Source organism: Desulfobulbus oligotrophicus, assembly GCF_016446285.1.
GTDB lineage: Bacteria > Desulfobacterota > Desulfobulbia > Desulfobulbales > Desulfobulbaceae > Desulfobulbus > Desulfobulbus oligotrophicus.
This window is the reverse complement of sequence record NZ_CP054140.1, coordinates 246,976-264,719: the sequence shown is the minus strand read 5'-3', so window position 1 is coordinate 264,719 and position 17,744 is coordinate 246,976. Positions and strand designations below refer to the sequence as shown.

16 protein-coding genes are annotated in these 17,744 nt (G+C 52.3%); 12 read left to right on the top strand and 4 right to left on the bottom strand.

Annotated elements, in window-relative coordinates:
* The first annotated feature begins 7 nt into the window (after window positions 1-7).
* The 4 genes from HP555_RS01160 (at window position 8) to HP555_RS01145 (ending at window position 4,388) form a co-directional block, all read left to right on the top strand.
* The gene (locus tag HP555_RS01160; RefSeq protein WP_199263395.1) at window positions 8-1,183 is read left to right on the top strand and encodes a type IV pilus twitching motility protein PilT; all 1,176 of its coding nucleotides are present in this window, start codon (window positions 8-10) and stop codon (window positions 1,181-1,183) included.
* A gap of 73 nt (window positions 1,184-1,256) precedes the next feature.
* A complete protein-coding gene (locus HP555_RS01155; protein ID WP_199263394.1) occupies window positions 1,257-1,967 on the top strand; it encodes a zinc ribbon domain-containing protein in 711 nt (236 codons plus the stop codon).
* Window positions 1,968-2,223: 256 nt separating this feature from the next.
* Window positions 2,224-3,960, top strand: coding sequence for a 30S ribosomal protein S1 (locus HP555_RS01150; protein WP_199263393.1), 1,737 nt, complete (start codon window positions 2,224-2,226; stop codon window positions 3,958-3,960).
* Window positions 3,961-4,100: 140 nt separating this feature from the next.
* Window positions 4,101-4,388: an HU family DNA-binding protein gene (locus HP555_RS01145; protein ID WP_199263392.1), complete on the top strand. Its 288-nt coding sequence runs from the start codon at window positions 4,101-4,103 to the stop codon at window positions 4,386-4,388.
* A 78-nt stretch (window positions 4,389-4,466) separates the two neighbouring features.
* Here HP555_RS01145 and HP555_RS01140 read toward each other — a convergent pair whose 3' ends face one another.
* Complete coding sequence (locus HP555_RS01140; RefSeq protein ID WP_199263391.1) at window positions 4,467-5,084, bottom strand: L-threonylcarbamoyladenylate synthase; 618 nt, start codon at window positions 5,082-5,084, stop codon at window positions 4,467-4,469.
* Between the two features lie 413 nt (window positions 5,085-5,497).
* Between HP555_RS01140 and guaB the strand changes: the two genes are divergently transcribed.
* The 5 genes from guaB to HP555_RS01115 all read left to right on the top strand — a co-directional run bounded on the left by guaB (window position 5,498) and on the right by HP555_RS01115 (window position 9,885).
* Window positions 5,498-6,958, top strand: coding sequence for an IMP dehydrogenase (gene guaB / locus HP555_RS01135; protein WP_199263390.1), 1,461 nt, complete (start codon window positions 5,498-5,500; stop codon window positions 6,956-6,958).
* Window positions 6,959-6,989: 31 nt separating this feature from the next.
* The gene (guaA, locus tag HP555_RS01130) at window positions 6,990-8,540 is read left to right on the top strand and encodes a glutamine-hydrolyzing GMP synthase (RefSeq protein WP_199263389.1); all 1,551 of its coding nucleotides are present in this window, start codon (window positions 6,990-6,992) and stop codon (window positions 8,538-8,540) included.
* A gap of 60 nt (window positions 8,541-8,600) precedes the next feature.
* A complete protein-coding gene (locus HP555_RS14330; RefSeq protein WP_199263388.1) occupies window positions 8,601-8,834 on the top strand; it encodes a tyrosine-type recombinase/integrase in 234 nt (77 codons plus the stop codon).
* 153 nt (window positions 8,835-8,987) lie between these two features.
* Window positions 8,988-9,215 (top strand): hypothetical protein, encoded by a 228-nt coding sequence (locus HP555_RS01120; protein WP_199263387.1) that lies wholly within the window; start codon window positions 8,988-8,990, stop codon window positions 9,213-9,215.
* A 160-nt stretch (window positions 9,216-9,375) separates the two neighbouring features.
* A complete protein-coding gene (locus HP555_RS01115; protein WP_199263386.1) occupies window positions 9,376-9,885 on the top strand; it encodes a hypothetical protein in 510 nt (169 codons plus the stop codon).
* Between the two features lie 156 nt (window positions 9,886-10,041).
* Here the strand turns inward: HP555_RS01115 and HP555_RS01110 are convergent, their stop codons facing one another.
* On the bottom strand, window positions 10,042-10,959 hold the full coding sequence (locus HP555_RS01110; protein WP_332908655.1) for an IS630 family transposase: 918 nt from the start codon (window positions 10,957-10,959) through the stop codon (window positions 10,042-10,044).
* 78 nt (window positions 10,960-11,037) lie between these two features.
* On the opposite strand from HP555_RS01110, the gene HP555_RS01105 reads away from it, so the two are divergent.
* Complete coding sequence (locus HP555_RS01105; protein ID WP_199263384.1) at window positions 11,038-11,343, top strand: tyrosine-type recombinase/integrase; 306 nt, start codon at window positions 11,038-11,040, stop codon at window positions 11,341-11,343.
* 160 nt (window positions 11,344-11,503) lie between these two features.
* Window positions 11,504-13,045, top strand: a complete 1,542-nt coding sequence (locus HP555_RS01100; protein ID WP_199263383.1) for a P-loop ATPase, Sll1717 family — start codon at window positions 11,504-11,506, stop codon at window positions 13,043-13,045.
* A gap of 606 nt (window positions 13,046-13,651) precedes the next feature.
* Here the strand turns inward: HP555_RS01100 and HP555_RS01095 are convergent.
* Entirely contained in the window at window positions 13,652-15,469 is a 1,818-nt protein-coding gene (locus tag HP555_RS01095; protein ID WP_408639837.1) for an SLC13 family permease, read from the bottom strand.
* A 343-nt stretch (window positions 15,470-15,812) separates the two neighbouring features.
* Between HP555_RS01095 and HP555_RS14170 the strand changes: the two genes are divergently transcribed.
* Complete coding sequence (locus HP555_RS14170) at window positions 15,813-16,244, top strand: tyrosine-type recombinase/integrase (RefSeq protein WP_199263381.1); 432 nt, start codon at window positions 15,813-15,815, stop codon at window positions 16,242-16,244.
* A 105-nt stretch (window positions 16,245-16,349) separates the two neighbouring features.
* Here HP555_RS14170 and HP555_RS01085 read toward each other — a convergent pair whose 3' ends face one another.
* Complete coding sequence (locus tag HP555_RS01085) at window positions 16,350-17,705, bottom strand: IS5 family transposase (RefSeq protein WP_199261827.1); 1,356 nt, start codon at window positions 17,703-17,705, stop codon at window positions 16,350-16,352.
* Window positions 17,706-17,744 lie beyond the last annotated feature (39 nt).

Genomic DNA, 17,744 nt, shown 5'->3' with positions numbered 1-17,744 from the left:
ATACGCTATGAAGCAACAGGAGATTAACTATTGGATTACCGCCATGCTCAACAGGCATGCGCGGGTGTCTGATCTGAACATCACTGTCGGCAAATCTCTTCAGGTGGAAAGTGACGGTGTGCTTGTCCCGGTGGATGTCACCCCGCCGGTCACAGAGCTGACGCCATTTCAATCTGAAGTTTTTGCGCTCAACCTCATCGGCGGTAATCGCCGGCTGCTCCGGGATCTGGTCACCAAAGGCTCCTGCGACCTCTCCTATTCCCTGGATGACAAGGTCCGTTTCCGGGTCAATATCTTTTCTCAGAAAGGATGTTATTCCTCGGTTTTACGAAAACTGGAAACAAAAATCCCGTCAATTCAGGCCTTTAATTTTCCTGATGCCTTTGGCAAGATGGCCCGGGAGGTAAACGGACTGATCCTGTTCACCGGTGCCACCGGCACGGGAAAGACAACATCCATGGCCGCAATTCTTAATAAGATCAATGAAGAACGGCCGGTGCATATCGTTACCCTGGAAGATCCGATTGAGTATATCCACCCGCACAAGAAGGCCACCTTTAACCAGCGGGAGATGGGTGACGACTTCGACACCTTTGCCAACGGCCTCCGGGCGGCTCTGCGTCAGGCTCCCAAGGTCATCCTGGTTGGTGAGATCCGGGACCGGGAGACCCTGGAGATTGCTCTGACAGCCTCGGAAACCGGGCATGTGGTGTTTTCCACCCTGCATACCATTGATGCCGGTCAGACCATCAACCGTATCCTGGGCATGTTTGAGACCGATGAACAGCCGCAGATCCGCAATCGGCTGGCCGATGCCATCCGCTGGGTTGTCAGCCAGCGGCTTTTACCGCGTATCAGCGGTGGACGGGTCGCAGCACTGGAGATTCTCTGCACCAGTCTGCGTATCAAAGACCTGATCATCAACGGTGAAACCGAGGAGAAGACATTTTACAATGTCATCCGGGATGGTTCCACCAAAGATATGCGCACCTTTGACCAGCACCTGCTCGAGTTGTTTGAAACCGGACTCATCACCGAAGAGTCCGCGATCCTCTACGCCTCTCACCGCAGTGAAATTAAACGGGGCATGGACACGGTGAAGGCTGCACGCGGTGAGCGTACCTCAGATATCGATAACCTGCGCATGGAGGAGGAAGAGGTCGATCCTTACCAGCGGTGGTGAGCAGCGCAGCAAGGGGCCATTGTTTGCAATCCGGTTTCATTTTGAACATAATTTTTTTTAAGGAACGTACTTCATGCTGACCCATTGTCCGAACTGCCGGCAGGCACTTTCCTTTACCAGTGAGCAGGTAGCCCGTCTGGAGCAGGCCCTGGCTCAACTGACACCCGGGAAACAGCTGGCTTTGAAATGTCCTCACTGCCGGGGTACCATCAATCTGGATGCGGCCGGAACTGTACCATCTGCGGCTGGAGCTGCACCATCGCCACCATCGGCCGTCGGCCGCGTGCAGCCGCCGCCACCACCAAATCTGGACTGGCTTGCCGCCGGCCTCTTTGACACTGAGGAGAAGGTGGAAGATATCCCCATGGCGCTTGTGCTGCATCAGCATGATGGGCAGCGGCAGCAGATCGGTGAGGCGCTGGAAGCTGTGGGGTATCAGGTGTTCATGGTGGAAACGGTTGCCGATGCCATTGAGCGGATGCGTTTTGTCAACTTTGCCTGTGTTGTCTTTGATATTGAGCTTGAGGGCCCTCTTGAACAGTCGGTGTTTCACAGGCACATGTGCCGGCTGTCCATGGATCGCCGACGCTACATCTACTATATTCTCATCGGCAAGACACTCCACACCCTGTACAACCTGCAGGCCCTGGCCTACAGTGCCAATCTCACCGTCAATACGGCGGATCTTCGTCATTTCGATGTTATTTTGCGCAAGGCAATCCCCATGTACGAGGAGTTGTTCGGCCCTGTGCTCGAGGAGTTGAGCGTCTACGGCAAACAGTAAATCTGCTGCCTGCCGGCCGCCTTTTCCGGATCGCCTTCCGGTCTGTACCACTGTTTTATCGGACTGCTACCGGGCACAACGTGTCCGTTCATCCTGTTTTTCCGATTGAAAGAAATACCTTCTTTCAAGAGGAAACAGTTGTTTTTTGAAAAAATCTCTGGTAAACAATTTATCTTTACTAACAGGGACAAGGCTAGTCTTTTCGTCCGATCCATTATTCTTTTTAAGACCAGTATTGGCGATCACAGGAAACTCCATGACAAAAAACGGAACTCAACCCGCTTTTGCGGCAGATGACACGAACTTTGATGAGGAAATCAGTTTTGCGGAATTGTTTGAACAGGGAGACAACAGCACCGTTATCAATGTCGGTGAGGTTGCCATCGGTACCGTTGTCGGCTTGACGAGCGATGCCGCGCTGATCGATGTCGGCGATAAGGCGGAAAGCTACATTCCTCTTTCTGAATTTCGTCATGAAGACCCTGACTGCGTGGTCAGCATCGGCGACCAGTTTGAAGTCTTCATCGAAAAACGGAAGGATGAGGGCGGTCTGCTCCTCTCCCGCGAAAAAGCTATTGCCATCAAAGTTTGGGAACAGATTGCCGAAATTCAGGAAGAAGACGGGACAATTGAGGGCCGTATCGATAACCGGGTTAAGGGCGGTATGTCTGTTGATATCGGTGTGCCGGCCTTTCTTCCGTATTCGCAGATCGATCTGCGGCCGGTTAAGGATCTGGATGCCCTTATTGGTGAGACCTTTGAGTTTAAGATCCTCAAGTTCAACCGCAAGCGCAACAACGTTGTGATCAGCCGTCGGGCCATTCTTGAAAGTCAGCGTGTCGCCCTGCGCGAGCAGATGCGCAACACCCTGGAAGAGGGGCAGATCATTCGCGGCGCCATCACCAATATCACGGACTACGGTCTGTTCATTGACCTTGGCGGTATGGACGGCCTCTGCCACATCACCGATCTCTCCTGGGGACGGGTTTCGCATCCCTCCAAGCTGTATAACGTCGGTGAGGAGATCGAGGTTAAAATTCTCAAGTACGACAAAGATTCCGACCGGGTTTCCCTGGGTGTCAAGCAACTGAAAACCGATCCCTGGGAGCGTGTTCCCGAACAGTATGCCCCCGGATCAAGGGTTATGGGTAAGGTCGTTTCCATCACGGATTACGGTGTGTTCGTTGAGCTGGAAGAGGGTGTGGAAGGTCTGGTGCATATCTCGGAGATGAGCTGGTCGAAAAAACCACGGCATCCTTCCAAAATCGTCGGTGTCGGCGATGAGATCGAAGTGCAGGTGCTCAAGGTCGAGGCTGAGACCAAGCGTATTTCCCTCGGCATGAAACAGCTGCAGCCCAACCCGTGGGATGTGGTTGAGGAGAGCTATCCTGTCGGCTCCGTTATCGAGGGGAAAATCAAAAATATCACTGACTTTGGTATTTTCATCGGCATTGAGGAAGGTATTGACGGCCTGATCCACGTGTCCGACCTGTCCTGGACCGAACGGATCAAGCATCCGTCCGAAAAGTACGCCAAGGGTGAAACCATCCACGCGGTGGTCCTTAAGATTGACAAGGAAAACGAACGATTCTCTCTTGGTATCAAGCAGCTGGAGCCAGATCCATGGCAGGCGGCGGCAAGCAACTATCCCATCGGCTCAACTGTCGAGGGCACCATTACCAACGTAACCGACTTCGGTGTCTTTGTGCAGCTGGAAGAGGGCATTGAGGGGTTGGTGCATGTGTCTGAGATCTCAAAAGACAAGGTCAAGACGCCGGTGGGCATGTTCAACATCAATGATATATTGAAGGCCATGGTCATCAATGTCTCTGCAGACGACCGCAAGATCGGACTCTCTGTAAAGGCCCTGCAGGAGAAGGAAGACAATCAGGGTGCTGTTCCTGAAGAGTACCTGCAGAAGTCACAAAGTGCTGCACCATCAACTTTTGGTGACTTGCTGAAGGCGGCTGCCAACGAAGAATCCAATAAATAAATCGGGCTGTATAGAGTTCGAATCATCCATCAAGGTTCATACCTGCTGCTAGAGCGGGTGTGAACCTGTTACTTTTATCCGTGGACGGTGATGTATTCATCCTATCAGCATGCGGTTAGTTTACTATAAGGATACGAATCATGCTTAAGCGTGAATTAATTAACCAGGTTTCCGAGCAACTCGGCGACTATTATAAACAAGACATTACACAGGCGGTTGAAATAATACTTGAGGAAATATCCCAGGCATTGACAGAGGGACGGCGTGTTGAAATCAGAGGGTTTGGAAGTTTTTCGGTGCGCACTCGTAAACCACGCACCACTAAAAATCCGAAAACCGGCAAGATGATGGATATTCCAGCGCGCAAGACGCTGCATTTCACCATGAGTAAGTCGTTGAAGGAAATGTTGATCGACGAAGCTGAATAATGGTTTTTGTCGGTGAGTTGAAGACCGGATCCCAGGGGGTTCGGTCTTTTTTGTTTTGCGGGGTCGGGACAGTGGTGATCAGAGGAAGGGTTCGGTGTCACCCTTGCCGACACGCAGGATCTCCGGCTGGTCGGTCAGCAGAGAGATCACTGTGGAGGGCTGTGGAACAATTTCACCACTGTCGATGATGAGATCAACCTGTTTGCCGAAGAGTTCATCAACATCGTAGCTGTTGGTGATGGACTGTTCTTCGTCCTCAATGGTTGCACTGGTGTTGAGTAAGGGGTTTTCCAGGGCCTCGATGATGGCCAGGCAGACCGGGTGGTCAGGCACACGGATACCCACGGTCTTCTGCTTGGTTAACATGATCTTTGGCACGAGTTTGGTACCGGACAGAACAAAGGTGTACGGGCCCGGCAGATTTTTCCGCATCAGCCGATAGGCGGTGTTCCCCACATGGCCATAGTGGCTGATGTTTGTCAGTGAGGCACACATAAAGGTAAAGGGTTTATTTTTCGGGCGTCTTTTTATCTGATACACACGCTTGACAGCCTTCTGATTAAAGATGTCGCAGCCGATGCCGTACATGGTATCGGTCGGATAGCAGATGACACCGCCCTGCTGCAGGATTTCAACCGCCTGCGCAATGAGGCGCGGCTGAGGGTTGGACGGATTTATTGATACGATCTTAGCCATAGGTACAAAGGTCTGGTCAGGGTGGAGGCGGTCAGAAAAAATGATACACAAAAAAGCAACCGTTGCGGTGCTGATCTCAATGAACTGCATATTTAAGCAGGAAAGACCGTTAAAATCCAGTGATTTCTTTTATCTACCCGGGATGCCGCTGTAAATGAGCCGTAAAAACACAGGCTTTTGGCGCCCGGCCGATTTTTTTTTTGACCGGAATCTGTTCCGTTATTACTTTAGCAGGCAATACCGTATCCGGTCATTCTTCCAGACAAAAGACGAGATTAAACTGTAAAGATCCCGGGCCGGTCAGTCAGCCGGAACCCGGCTCAGCAAACCCGTTCACCACAATGGCAACCAGCCGCCTGATGCAGGTGAACGGGCAGACTATTTGTTTCCACTGCAGGAGAAAGTAAAAACTCATGTTGCAACATTCCATTCCCTTTGCGCTCACCTTTGACGATGTTCTCCTTGTGCCGGGAGCCTCCGAGGTTTTACCATCGGAGGTGTCGCTCAAAACCCGTTTAACCGATACCATTGATTTGCAGGCTCCACTGCTCAGTGCAGCCATGGATACAGTGACCGAACACCAGACCGCCATTGCCATGGCCAGGGAAGGCGGCATCGGCATTATCCATAAGAACATGAGTATCGAACAACAGGCCAGGGAGGTTGAACGGGTCAAGAAATCAGAATCCGGTATGATCGATGACCCCATCACGGTTACTCCTCACCAAAGCGTTGCTGAAGTACAGCAGATCATGCGCACCTACCGTATTTCCGGCCTGCCGGTCATTGACGGTGACAAACTGGTGGGCATTGTCACCAACCGTGACCTTCGTTTTGTTTCAGATGACGGCCTCAGGGTCAGCGATGTGATGACCAGTAAAAAACTGGTCACCGCACCAGTGGGCATAGATCTGCCGCACAGCAAGGCCCTGCTCCATGAGCACCGTATTGAAAAACTGCTGATCGTTGATGATGACGGCCGGCTCAAAGGGCTGATCACCATTAAAGATATTGAAAAGATCAGACAGTATCCCAATGCCGCCAAAGACACCATGGGCCGTCTGCTGGCCGGTGCCGCCCTCGGCATCGGGCCGGATCTGCTCGTGCGGGCCGAGGCGCTGGTCAGGGCCAAGGTGGATGTGGTTGTGCTCGACTCGGCGCACGGTCATTCTGCCGGTATTCTTGAGGCACTTCGCAAACTGAAGTCGAGTTTTCCTTCCCTGTCGGTGATCGCCGGCAACATTGCCACCGGCGAGGCGGCCGAAGCGCTGATCAAGGCCGGTGCCAACGGTGTCAAGGTCGGTGTCGGGCCGGGATCAATCTGCACCACCCGCATCGTGGCCGGTGTCGGTGTGCCGCAGCTCAGTGCCTTGCACGACTGTGTGCAGGCTGCCTCCAAAAAGGGCATTCCGGTGATAGCAGACGGTGGTATCAAGTTTTCCGGTGATATCTGCAAGGCCATTGGTATAGGTGCCCACTCGGTCATGGTCGGCTCGCTCTTTGCCGGTACGGACGAAACCCCGGGCGAGACGTTTCTGTATCAGGGGCGTAAGTACAAGGGGTACCGGGGCATGGGTTCGATCGGTGCCATGAAAGATGGTTCCGGTGACCGGTATTTCCAGGATCAGAGCAGCAAGCTGGTGCCGGAGGGTATTGAGGGCAAGGTGCCGTACCGTGGGCCGATTTCAGAGATGGTCTATCAGTTGCTCGGTGGTTTGCGCTCCGGCATGGGCTATACCGGTGCAGCCACCATTGAGGAGCTGCATCAGAAAGCCCAATTTGTCCAGATCTCCACCGCTGGACTACGCGAATCACACGTGCACGATGTTATCATCACCAAAGAAGCACCCAACTATCGAACTGAAAGTCTCTAACATCTTGTCAACCACAGACTGAGCAACAGCCATGTCCACTCATGCCCAGAAAATAATTATCCTTGATTTCGGTTCGCAGACCACGCAGCTGATCGCCCGCCGTATCCGCGAACAGAAGGTGTACAGTGAAATTCACCCCTATACCCTGCCGCTTGCTGAGCTTAGGGCCATGCAGCCCACCGGTATCATCCTCTCCGGCAGTCCGGCCAGTGTGCATGACGAGGATGCGCCGTTCAGTGATGCGGGTATCTACGAGCTCGGGGTGCCTGTTCTCGGCATCTGCTACGGTGCCCAGCTGATGACCGTGCAACTGGGCGGGCAGGTGGAACGTGCTGATAAACAGGAGTTCGGCAAGGCCAGGCTCACAGTGGAGTACACCGGCGGGTTGTTTGCCGGCCTGGAGATTGCCCCGGCCCGTTTTCAGGTATGGATGAGCCACAGCGACCGGATTAAGGAACCTGCCCCGGGTTTTGCCGTCACCGCCACCAGCCCGGACTCACCCTGTGCCGCCCTGCGGCATCTGGAAAAGCCCTTTGTTGCCATCCAGTTTCATCCTGAGGTTGTCCATACCCTGATCGGCACTGATGTACTGCGCAACTTTATCTTCGGTCTCTGCGGATGTCGGCCGGAGTGGACCATGCAGTCCTTTATCGAGGACACAGTGGCGGAAATTCGTGCCCGGGTGGGTGATGATCAGGTGATCTGCGCCCTGTCCGGCGGTGTGGACTCTTCGGTGGTGGCGGCCCTGGTGCATCGTGCCATTGGTGATCAGCTTACCTGTATTTATGTTGATACCGGGCTGATGCGCACCGGCGAATCGGCAAGTGTGCTTCGCTTCTTCCGGGAAAAAACGAGCCTGCAGGTCATTGATGTCAACGGCACCGAGTTTTTCCTCTCCTCTCTGGAGGGTATTGCCGATCCGGAGGAGAAGCGGAAACGCATCGGCTACGGCTTTATTGAAATTTTCGAGGCTGAGGCCAGAAAACTGGCAAACGTGCGCTATCTTGCCCAGGGAACCCTCTATCCGGATGTGATCGAGTCGGTGTCCTTCCGGGGCAAGGCACCCATCAAATCGCACCACAACGTCGGCGGCCTGCCCGAGCGGATGCAGCTTGATCTGATCGAGCCCCTGCGCGAACTCTTCAAAGACGAGGTGCGTGAGCTGGGGCTGGAACTGGGGCTGCCCGAGGAGGCGATCTACCGCCAGCCCTTCCCCGGACCGGGCCTGGGTATCCGCATCATGGGGCCGGTCACTGCCCAGCGGCTGGACATCCTCCGCCGGGCCGATGCCATTGTGCTGGAAGAGATGAAGGACAGCGGCTGGTACCGCAAGGTGTGGCAGTCCTTTGCCGTGCTTTTGCCCATTCAGACCGTGGGAGTCATGGGCGACAGCCGGACCTACGAGCATGTGATTGCGCTTCGGGCGGTGGACAGCCGCGATGCCATGACCGCAGACTGGTCGCAGCTGCCCTACGAGCTGCTCGGCCGTATCTCAAACCGCATCATCAACGAGGTACGCGGCGTCAACCGGGTGGTGTACGATATCTCGTCCAAACCGCCGGCCACCATCGAGTGGGAGTGATTGCGCCCTAAGCCTTCATTACCTCTCATCAGCCCCAGGAGTAGAAAAGCCCATGTTGACATGGGCTTTTTTGTTTTTGTGGGTAGCATCATCCAACATCATCCAACAATGCCTGGCAGCATTGAACTTGAGATTTCCGAGGCAGGTTTCGCGACCCATCTTTTACGAGCTGACTGCGACATACGGACAATCCAAACGATGCTGGGGCATACCGATGTGAGAACAACGATGATGTATACCTACTGCATACCGAGCAAGACGGCAAAAGAGGCAAAAAACCCATTGGATTTTTAAGCATCATTTCACTGTGAAATAATAAATTTGGTATGTTTTTTGCTTTTATCGTTAACAACACTATTGAGTGTATTAGCTGGACGATTCCGTCCAGCTAATACCTTGTTATGCCAAAAAAAGAATGGGCATTAATAATGGTACTTAAAGAACAAGATGAAAGAAAAAACAGTAAAATTGCTAAAACTAAAAATTGAAAAACTCACTTGGCTCTCATCAAGTTTGTTTTGGATTATTTCGGCTATAGTAGCCCTAAATAAACAACGTCCTTTAATAGCCATTGTACTTGCTATGATTGGTATAGCGATGTGGAAAGGAGAAGTCAAAGAAAGATGGAGGAGACTATCAGAGGCGGAAGATTTTGTAAGAAATAAATGGAAATGAGCTTTTATCCTGAAATTTATTTTCATACAAAGCAGTCCATAATAGCAAAAAGGATTTATGCATAATCAGCAGGTAGAGCTAACTTTGAGAATGGGGCAGAGTTAGAATCTGCAAGCTCCAGATTCGGAAATTCACTCAAGTCGTTATGTTCATGAGATATATGGAAAATATCATATTAGCACTACTCAGTTCGATCAGTAGTGTTAGCTTGGCTGCTTTAATAATGTATTTAGGCCGTAATTGGTTGTTAGAAAGGCTAAAAGCTTCTGTTAAGCATGAATATGACATAAAACTTGAGAGCTTCAAATCTCAAATCACAAGACGTGAAAAAGCATATGAAGAGATTATTGTAGCTCTATATGACATGATTAAATACTTCCGAATACATAAAGAAGACTATGGGCAAGGTACTGGATTATCTGATGAACGAGAACGGGAATTACTTCAAAAATATATAAGAGCTTCATCTTCATTAAATAAAGCTACTGACATAGGTGCTTTCTATATATCACAAGAAGCTATTGATATTCTACAAGAATTAAGAAGAAGGGAACAGTTTGATTACTTTAATGAACCCAGATTTGAATTCTATGAGCAAGAATATCAAGAACACGATAAAGCATTAAAAGAACTTGTTGAAGTTGCAAAGCGAGACCTTAAAAGAACATAACCAGTCATTTCACCGGAAAAAAAGAGATACGGGGATTGGGGTACTCTCCGTCACGCATCAAGTATTTTGGTATTAATCAGTACATAAATCACCGAACATTTCGGTGTATTTGATGATAGGATGGCGAAAGAATCCCTTCACCTTATCCGTGAGCTTTTAAAGCGATTGCATGATGGTGGCAACTCGTTCTTGGAATTCTTTTTTGCCGCCATGCGACATGCGCCCTATGTTATGGTTTTTCAAATAGTTCCATACAAGTTCATCGGGGTTCAGCTCGGGGGAATAGGGCGGCAAGTGGAAGAGTCTCAATTTACCTTTTGTATTTCGGACAAACTCTCGAACTTTCTCCGAGCGATGAACGGAATGATTGTCGACAATCAAAAAGACAGGTGCCGTGGCATTGGCAATCAATCGGTCGAGGAATTCACAAAACACTTCGGAGTTCACTGTTTTCTCCGTAGCCATAAACCGCAGCTCCCCTTTGGGGCTGATCGCGGAGAGCACATTCACCTTGAAACGGGCACCGGTCGTTGCAACCACCGGTGTCTTCCCCTTAGGAGCCCAGGTGGTTCCGGAATGATAGTCAGATCGAACAGAGGCCTCGTCTCCAAAATAGATAGCAGCACCTTCCTGCTTGGCCAGTTTTTTGATCGCAGGAAAATCCTTGGCCATCCAGTCGACGACAAGCGTCTGGTCCTGTTGATAGGCGCGATGGATCGGACGTTGCGGGCTCAGGCCCAGTTTGTGCAGCAATCGGCCAACAGAGACATCGCTCAATCGAACACTGAACTCCCGGCTGATCAGTTCTCGCACCATACTCCTTGTCCAAAGCGCAAAGGGAAATTTCACTTGTCGAGGATCCTTGCCGACAACCAAGCGATAGATTTTCTGCAAATCCTTGCCGGCCAGCTTCGAAGGGCGGCCACTCGCCTTGCTGCTCCTCAGTGCCTCGATTCCTCCTTCTCGATACTTGGCAATCCATTCGTAGATGCGAGGTCGAGTAAGACCCAACGCCTTGATGACAACTTCGGGGCTCTCGCCCGCTTCAACACGCTTCACAGCACGTATGCGGATCTCTTCAAGGGCCTTGCGATTTATTTTACGTCCATCGAATTCGTTCGTGAGCAGAATATACCATGTGTCCGCTAATTTATGAACTTGTTAATATTACAAGACATACCGGCAATTCCAGGAACAAAAGAATGTAGACGATATCACCTGCATGAATCGCAAGTTCAGAGCGCGTTGAAAAGAGCCGCACGGATGGCAAAACTCACTAAGCGCGTTAAATCGCACACTTTTCGCCACAGTTTCGCGACCCATCTTTTACAAGCTGACTGCGACATACGGACAATCCAAACGATGCTGGGGCACACCGATATGAGAACAACGATGATGTATACCCACTGCATACCGGACAGGACGGCAAAAGAGGCAAAAAACCCATTGGATTTTTAAGCATTATTTCACCGTGAAATATAATAGATTTAGCATGTTTTTGTGCTATTATCGTTAACAACACTATTGAGTGTATTAGCTGGACGATCCCGTCCAGCTAATACCTTGTTGGGCCTCAATAATCCTTGCATCGAAATCCCCTTCCGTTCTGGAGTCACTGATGAAGTCACTAGAGACGTTGCTTAAGTACTTTCCAACGGGAACAACAGAAGGAGAGCGGCACATTCTGCGAAAAGCCTTCGTTCAACTTGATGAGTACGCTGACATTATTTCACCTCCGCCATTCAGTCCGCGCGTATTGATCGGCAAGAAGGGTAGTGGAAAGAGCGCAATCATCGACTTCTCAATGGCGGTCTTTAAGTTAACAAGTGTGCCTGCTGTTCAACTAAAACCGCTCGATCTTGAACTCGGCGCTATTCCTGAGACGGCCTCCGTTGGTGAGGTGACCCGCATAGCATTCCAGGAGTTGTCTCGGACAATTGCCAGAACCCTCGGCTCGTCGGTTTCCGGTCTAGTGTCGGAACAAGATAAGGTTCTCTATGAAGAAGCTGTTACTGCTGGTCTTCGTGACCGCAACACAGTGGACAAGCTCGCCCATTTGCTGCCAAAGCTCGCAAAGCCATTGACTGAGGTCGATATTTCATCGCTCCTACCGACCACATCTGTTGCTAACCGCAATCAGCTATTGAAGGCCATCAAGAGCAACTTAGAAGAATCACAATCTGGCTTCTATCTATTCATTGATGACACAGACCAAGTTGCCGCACCCGATAGGCCGGGACACTTGAATCGAATTTGGGGATTCTTGTTAGCCGCCAGAGAGCTTGCACAGAAGATCGAGCAGCTTCGTTGCGTGATTTCGCTTCGCGAAGAGGTTTGGCGTCGCATTACGAGTGATCGCGCTGGCCAGAGAGATCAAACAGACCACTTTGCCGGGCTCGTCAGGTTCCTTAGTCCCACACGCACCCACATTCACAAAATTATTGAAAGGCGTATTGAGTTGGCAGCTCGTGAGCTTGCACCTAATTCATCAGAGACGTGGAAACTATTTTTCGAGCCTGAGAATCCTCTAATACCGACCACAGACCAGCGAAGTAGTTGGCCAGATCTCATAGTAGTTCGGTCAAGAGAGCGTCCACGCGATGCAGTCCAACTTGTGAATGCATTGGCTCAAGTTGCGAATACTGCCGGGTTTGGGAAGATTCCTGATGATCTCTTTGCAAAAGAAATGATCGAGTTCTCTAAGCAACGAGTATCGCTCCTTGCCCAAGAATCAGAGTTTGATTGCCCTCAGATTGAACAAGTCATTCGAACCTTCTCTGATCTTGAATACGATCACGGCTCGTTCAAGGCCAAGTCAGAGACTATTAAGGATCACTTGCTCCGCAACGGCGCGAACTTTGGTCTTCAACTGTTCGGTCGGTCGCTAAAACCAGGAGATGAGGACGACGCCTTTCAGTTATGGAAGTACCTATTTGACGTTGGCTTCCTGAATGCGCGCGTGGCTGACACTAGGGAGAGGGACGGCTACCGACATGTATATCCTCGGGAGGACCCAAACTACGTTTCAAAGTCCCGATGGAATGATATGCAGGCTACGGCATGGGAAATTGGGCCGTCTTACAGGGACTTTTTAATCAGTCTCCAACAGGAACATGCTGCTCGCACTGGACTACCACCCAAGATACGCAAGAGGCGATAAGCACGTGAGGCCCAACCCGGCAGTCCACACGGAGAAAACCAGGAAAACCAGGGACACTTCCCATATTATCTATAGCGAGCTATCAGCTTTGTAGCATTATCCGCACCATGCCAGGAATTGCACGCATTATAGTGGTTGGCTATCCGCATCCATATCACACAGCGCGGTAATAATCGCGTCACCGTCTTTTTCGATGACGAGGACCGACAGACGTATTTGAAGGTATTAGCAGTGGCTCGCTCATCGAGCGTAATCCATTGAAGGCCGGTTTGGCGGTGAGTGCGGAGACATATTGCTGGTCCAGCGCCAAAGCCCACATTATCGGAATAAACGAGCCCCTGCCGGATGCAACGCCGTGGTTCTCTCCTCAGCAGCGGAGCGCGTATGCAGCTTTTGTCAGAGAAGAAGATGAAGAAACTGATAATGCCATCCGCTTGGCTACCCGAACCGGGGAGGCCACGCACAAAAACAGGGAAGTGTCCCTAGTTTTTCTCATCAGTCCAAGGAGTATAAAAGCCCATGTGTACATGGGCTTTTTTGTGCTTTGCGGGTAGCATCATCCAACAATGCCTGGCAGCAAAAAATGTTGCTGCTGATGCATAGGCCTTACAGCGGGAACAGTAACGGCAGCACACTGACGCAGATCAGCAGTACAATCACGGTGAAAGGCACACCGATGCGGATGAAATCAATGAAGCGGTAGTTGCCGGGACCGAGTACCAGGGTGTTCACTGGTGACGATATCGGCGTCATGAAAGCGGCGGAGGCGGCGAGCGCGATCGTCATTGCGAACGGATAAGGGGATACACCAAGCTGCTGCGCCACACCGATGCCGATCGGCGCCATCAGCACCGCGGTGGCGGTGTTGGAGACAAAAAGTCCGACCACTGCGGTGAGCACGAACAGGGAGGCCATCACCACTCGCGGCGAAGCCTCGCCGGTGAAGCCGAGCAGGGCGGACACGAAAAAGTCGATGCCGCCGGTTTTTTGCAGTGCCAGGGCAAAGGGGAGCATGCCGATGATCAGGATCAGGCTCTGCCAGTGAATCGAGCGGTAGGCGCTCTCCATGTCGATGCAGCGGAAGGCACCCATCAGCATGCAGCCGACCAGCGCAGCGATGACGTTGGGCACTATGCCGCTGATCATCAGCCCGACGGTTATCGCCAGACTGAGCAGGGCGAATGGAGCCTGCTGTGCGGCAGGAGCGGCTTCGTCGATCTCTGCCGGCAGATTGAGCACGAGAAAGTCGTGCGACTGGGTGTGCAACAGGCGGATCGCCTTCCAGGTGCCGGCGACCAGCAGCGTATCACCCGGTTTCAATTTTTCTTGCAGCAGGTTGTCGCTCAGCGGCTGGCCGCTGCGGCGCAGGCCCATGACGTTAAGACCGTGCTGCGAGCGTATGCGCGACTCGAGGATCGACTTGCCGATCAGGATGGAGTCGGGGGGGACGAGGAGTTCGGCAAGACCGAGTTCGTGCGACAGATCGTTTCTGAGTCCGCAATCCTGCAACTGCATGTCGGCGACGAAGCGCTCGATGTCAGGCTCGCCGTCGGCGAAATCGGCGAGGATGATATCGCCGGCGAGTATTTCGCGGTTGACCGCAGGCGTCAGCATGACACGGCGAAACTGGCGCTGGCGTTCAATGGAGACGATGTTCGCGCCGTAACGCGTGCGCAGTTCCAGCTCGCCCAGGGTGTGGCCGACCATCGGCGAATCGTGAGAAATCAGCAGGCGGCGGGAGCGTCCGAGAAGCTGGTAGTCCTGCGCCAGATCACGTAGCCGACGACGCTTGCCCGACGGCGCGCTCTTTTCCGGTTTGTTCGCCAGCCAGCGCCGCGTCAGTAGCATGTAGCCGATGCTGGCCATGAGCACGACAACGCCTGTTGGAGTGAAGTCGAAGAAGGCGAACCCCGGGTATCCGGCACGGGCGAGCTCGCCATTGACCACCAGGTTGGGCGGCGTCCCGACCAGGGTCAGCATGCCGCTCATCAGACCGGCAAAGCAAAGCGGCATCATCAGTCGGCTGGGGGAGACTCCGATACGTGTCGCGACACTCAAAGTGACCGGGATGAAAATGGCCACCACGCCGGTGGAACTCATCACCGAACCGAGGCCGGCGACCGCCAGCATCAACAGCACCAGCAGCCGCGTCTCGCTGTTGCCGGCTTTTGTGACCAGCCAATCGCCCACACGAAAGGCGATACCGGTGCGCACCAGGCTTTCGCCAATGACAAAGAAGGAGGCGATCAGGATCACGCTCGGCTCGCTGAAACCGGCCAGCGCTTCACTGACATCAAGCGTGCCGCTCAACACGAGGGCGAGCAGGGCAAGAAGGGCGACCGCGTCCATGCGCGGGCGATTGGCGATGAAGGCGACGACGCAGGCGGCCAGCAAGCCGAGGACCCAGAGCATTTCGGTATTCATGTTGATCTTGTCACTATGTACGCCGGCCAACGCTGTGGAGTGCGGACGGCTGGTGTGTTTGAAAAATTTCGGTCGTTGTGCTGCAGAGAACTGCCATATTTCCTCCGCATGTATCTTTAGCAGGGAGATGCATGAGGGGCACCCGAATAAACGAAAGGAAAAAAGTGCGAGCATACCTATAATTCCCTGATGACGCAAGCCCGCTCGCGCAGAGCGCCACTCATCTCTCATCCGCACATCTCTGCATCCTTCAGGAATCGCCCAAACACCCGCTGCCAGCCCGGCACATCGAGCGGACTCGCCACCGAACTGCGCATCTCTTTGATGACATGGGTGGAGATAGTTGAAAAACCAATTGGCGGTGGTGAGCGAACTCCATGAACAAGATGTGGCAACAGGCTATGCCGGAGTAATTCTTGTCGGTTCATTCGAAAAGAAGTATCCGTTTGTTGTAAAAGATTTCATCCGCAATGGTTGCTGCCACAAAAAGGAACTGACCCCGATTCCAGGAACAAAAGAATGGAGACGATATCACCTGCATGAATCGCACGTTCAGGGCGCGTTGAAAAGAGCCGCCCGGATGGCAAAACTTACTAAGCGGGTCAAATCGCACACTTTTCGCCACAGTTTCGCGACCCATCTTTTACAAGCTGACTACGATATACGGACAATCCAAACGATGCTGGGACACACCGATGTGAGAACAACGATGATGTATACCCACTGCATACCAGGCAAGACGGCAAAAGAGGCAAAAAGCCCATTGGATTTTTAAGCATCATTTCATTCTGAAATATAATAAATTTGACATGTTTTTGTGCTATTATCGTTAACAAGACCATTGAGTGTATTAGCTGGTCGTCCTTGAAAAAGCCTTTTTTCATATTGCCGGGGCGATCGCTCCGGCACCCTTTTTTTGCCCATCGAAGCGGCACCAGAGGACCAAAAGCAATCCGGTAAAAAGAAGAAACAACCTTTCCCTCAACTTCTTGAGGATAAGACGGATATTGTGCCCTGCTCCACAGAGCAGGGCATTGATTTTATCGCCCAACTCACCCAGCAGGTAATTGCGTCCAAGCTTGCCATCCGCCTTCATATGGCCGATCACCGGCTCAACGGCGCTGCGTCTCTTGAGTTCCTTCTTCATCTGCGGTGTCATTCCCCGCCTGCGACCGGAGATCAACACCTGGGGTTCTTTGATCTTGTGACCACGGTAGCCCCGGTCGACAAAACTGCGTTGAACGGTGCAGCCGGTGATCCGCTGCACCTGCTCAATGGCCCTGCCCAGGGTGTGGCCATCATAGGGATTGCCAGGTTCAGCCAACATGCCCACCACGAAGTTGTCTCGATTGGTGGTGGCCACGCTCACCTTGACCCCGAACTCGTACTTCTTGTGTGCCTTGCCCTTGGCAATGCATTCGACTTCCGGTGCATGCAGGCTGTAGAGCTTGTTCTTGTCCTGTTTCTGCTGCGTCAACAACCGCTCAGCCAGGGCAAGCTCGGGAAGAAGCACTGGGCCAAGCGCCTGCTGCCCTTCGATCTTGCGCACAATGTCCCGATACACCCTGCCCAGATAGGTCTTCAGCCGTTTTACCTCCCGACGGGCTCTTCGGGTTTGGCGGGCGTGAAAATACCGGCCGGCCTTTAACAAGGCCTGACGTCCAAGACGGGAGTAACTCTGCCGAAGACGAATGCCCCAAACCGCAGCCAACTTGACCAGTCGTTCCCGACTGCGGTTGTACAATCGTGAATCGGTCGGAAACGCCACCGCCTTTTCCTGAACAGTCGTATCAACAATCACTCGCTCCAAACTGGTCGGCGCAACCGCTCCGCTTGTCAACCCCGCCTTTATCGTGAGCTGCAGGATCAATTCCGATCCCTGCTCACCTATCCTCTTTCGCCAGCGACTCAACGAAGACGGATCGATCGGCAGTTCATGACAAAAGTACTCTTCCCCGCAGAAATATTGATGGTACGGGTTCTCCACCCACCGCCGTACCGTCTCTTCGTCTGACGTGTTGAACGCATGGCTCAGATAGGTCAGGCCTACGAGCAAACGAATCGGGAGCCCCGGCCGGCCTTCCTCAGAGTACAGCTTGCCAAACTCGCTTTCAAACACTCCCCAGTCGATCAGCCCACTCAGCCGGTACAACTCATGACGATGATTGAGAATGCTCTCCAAACGGTTGCGGAACATGTCCAACTGGGGGCTGGAAATCTGCTTCTTCGGCTGCATCGAAAATCACCAGAAATTGAAGGGGAAAAGTGCAATATC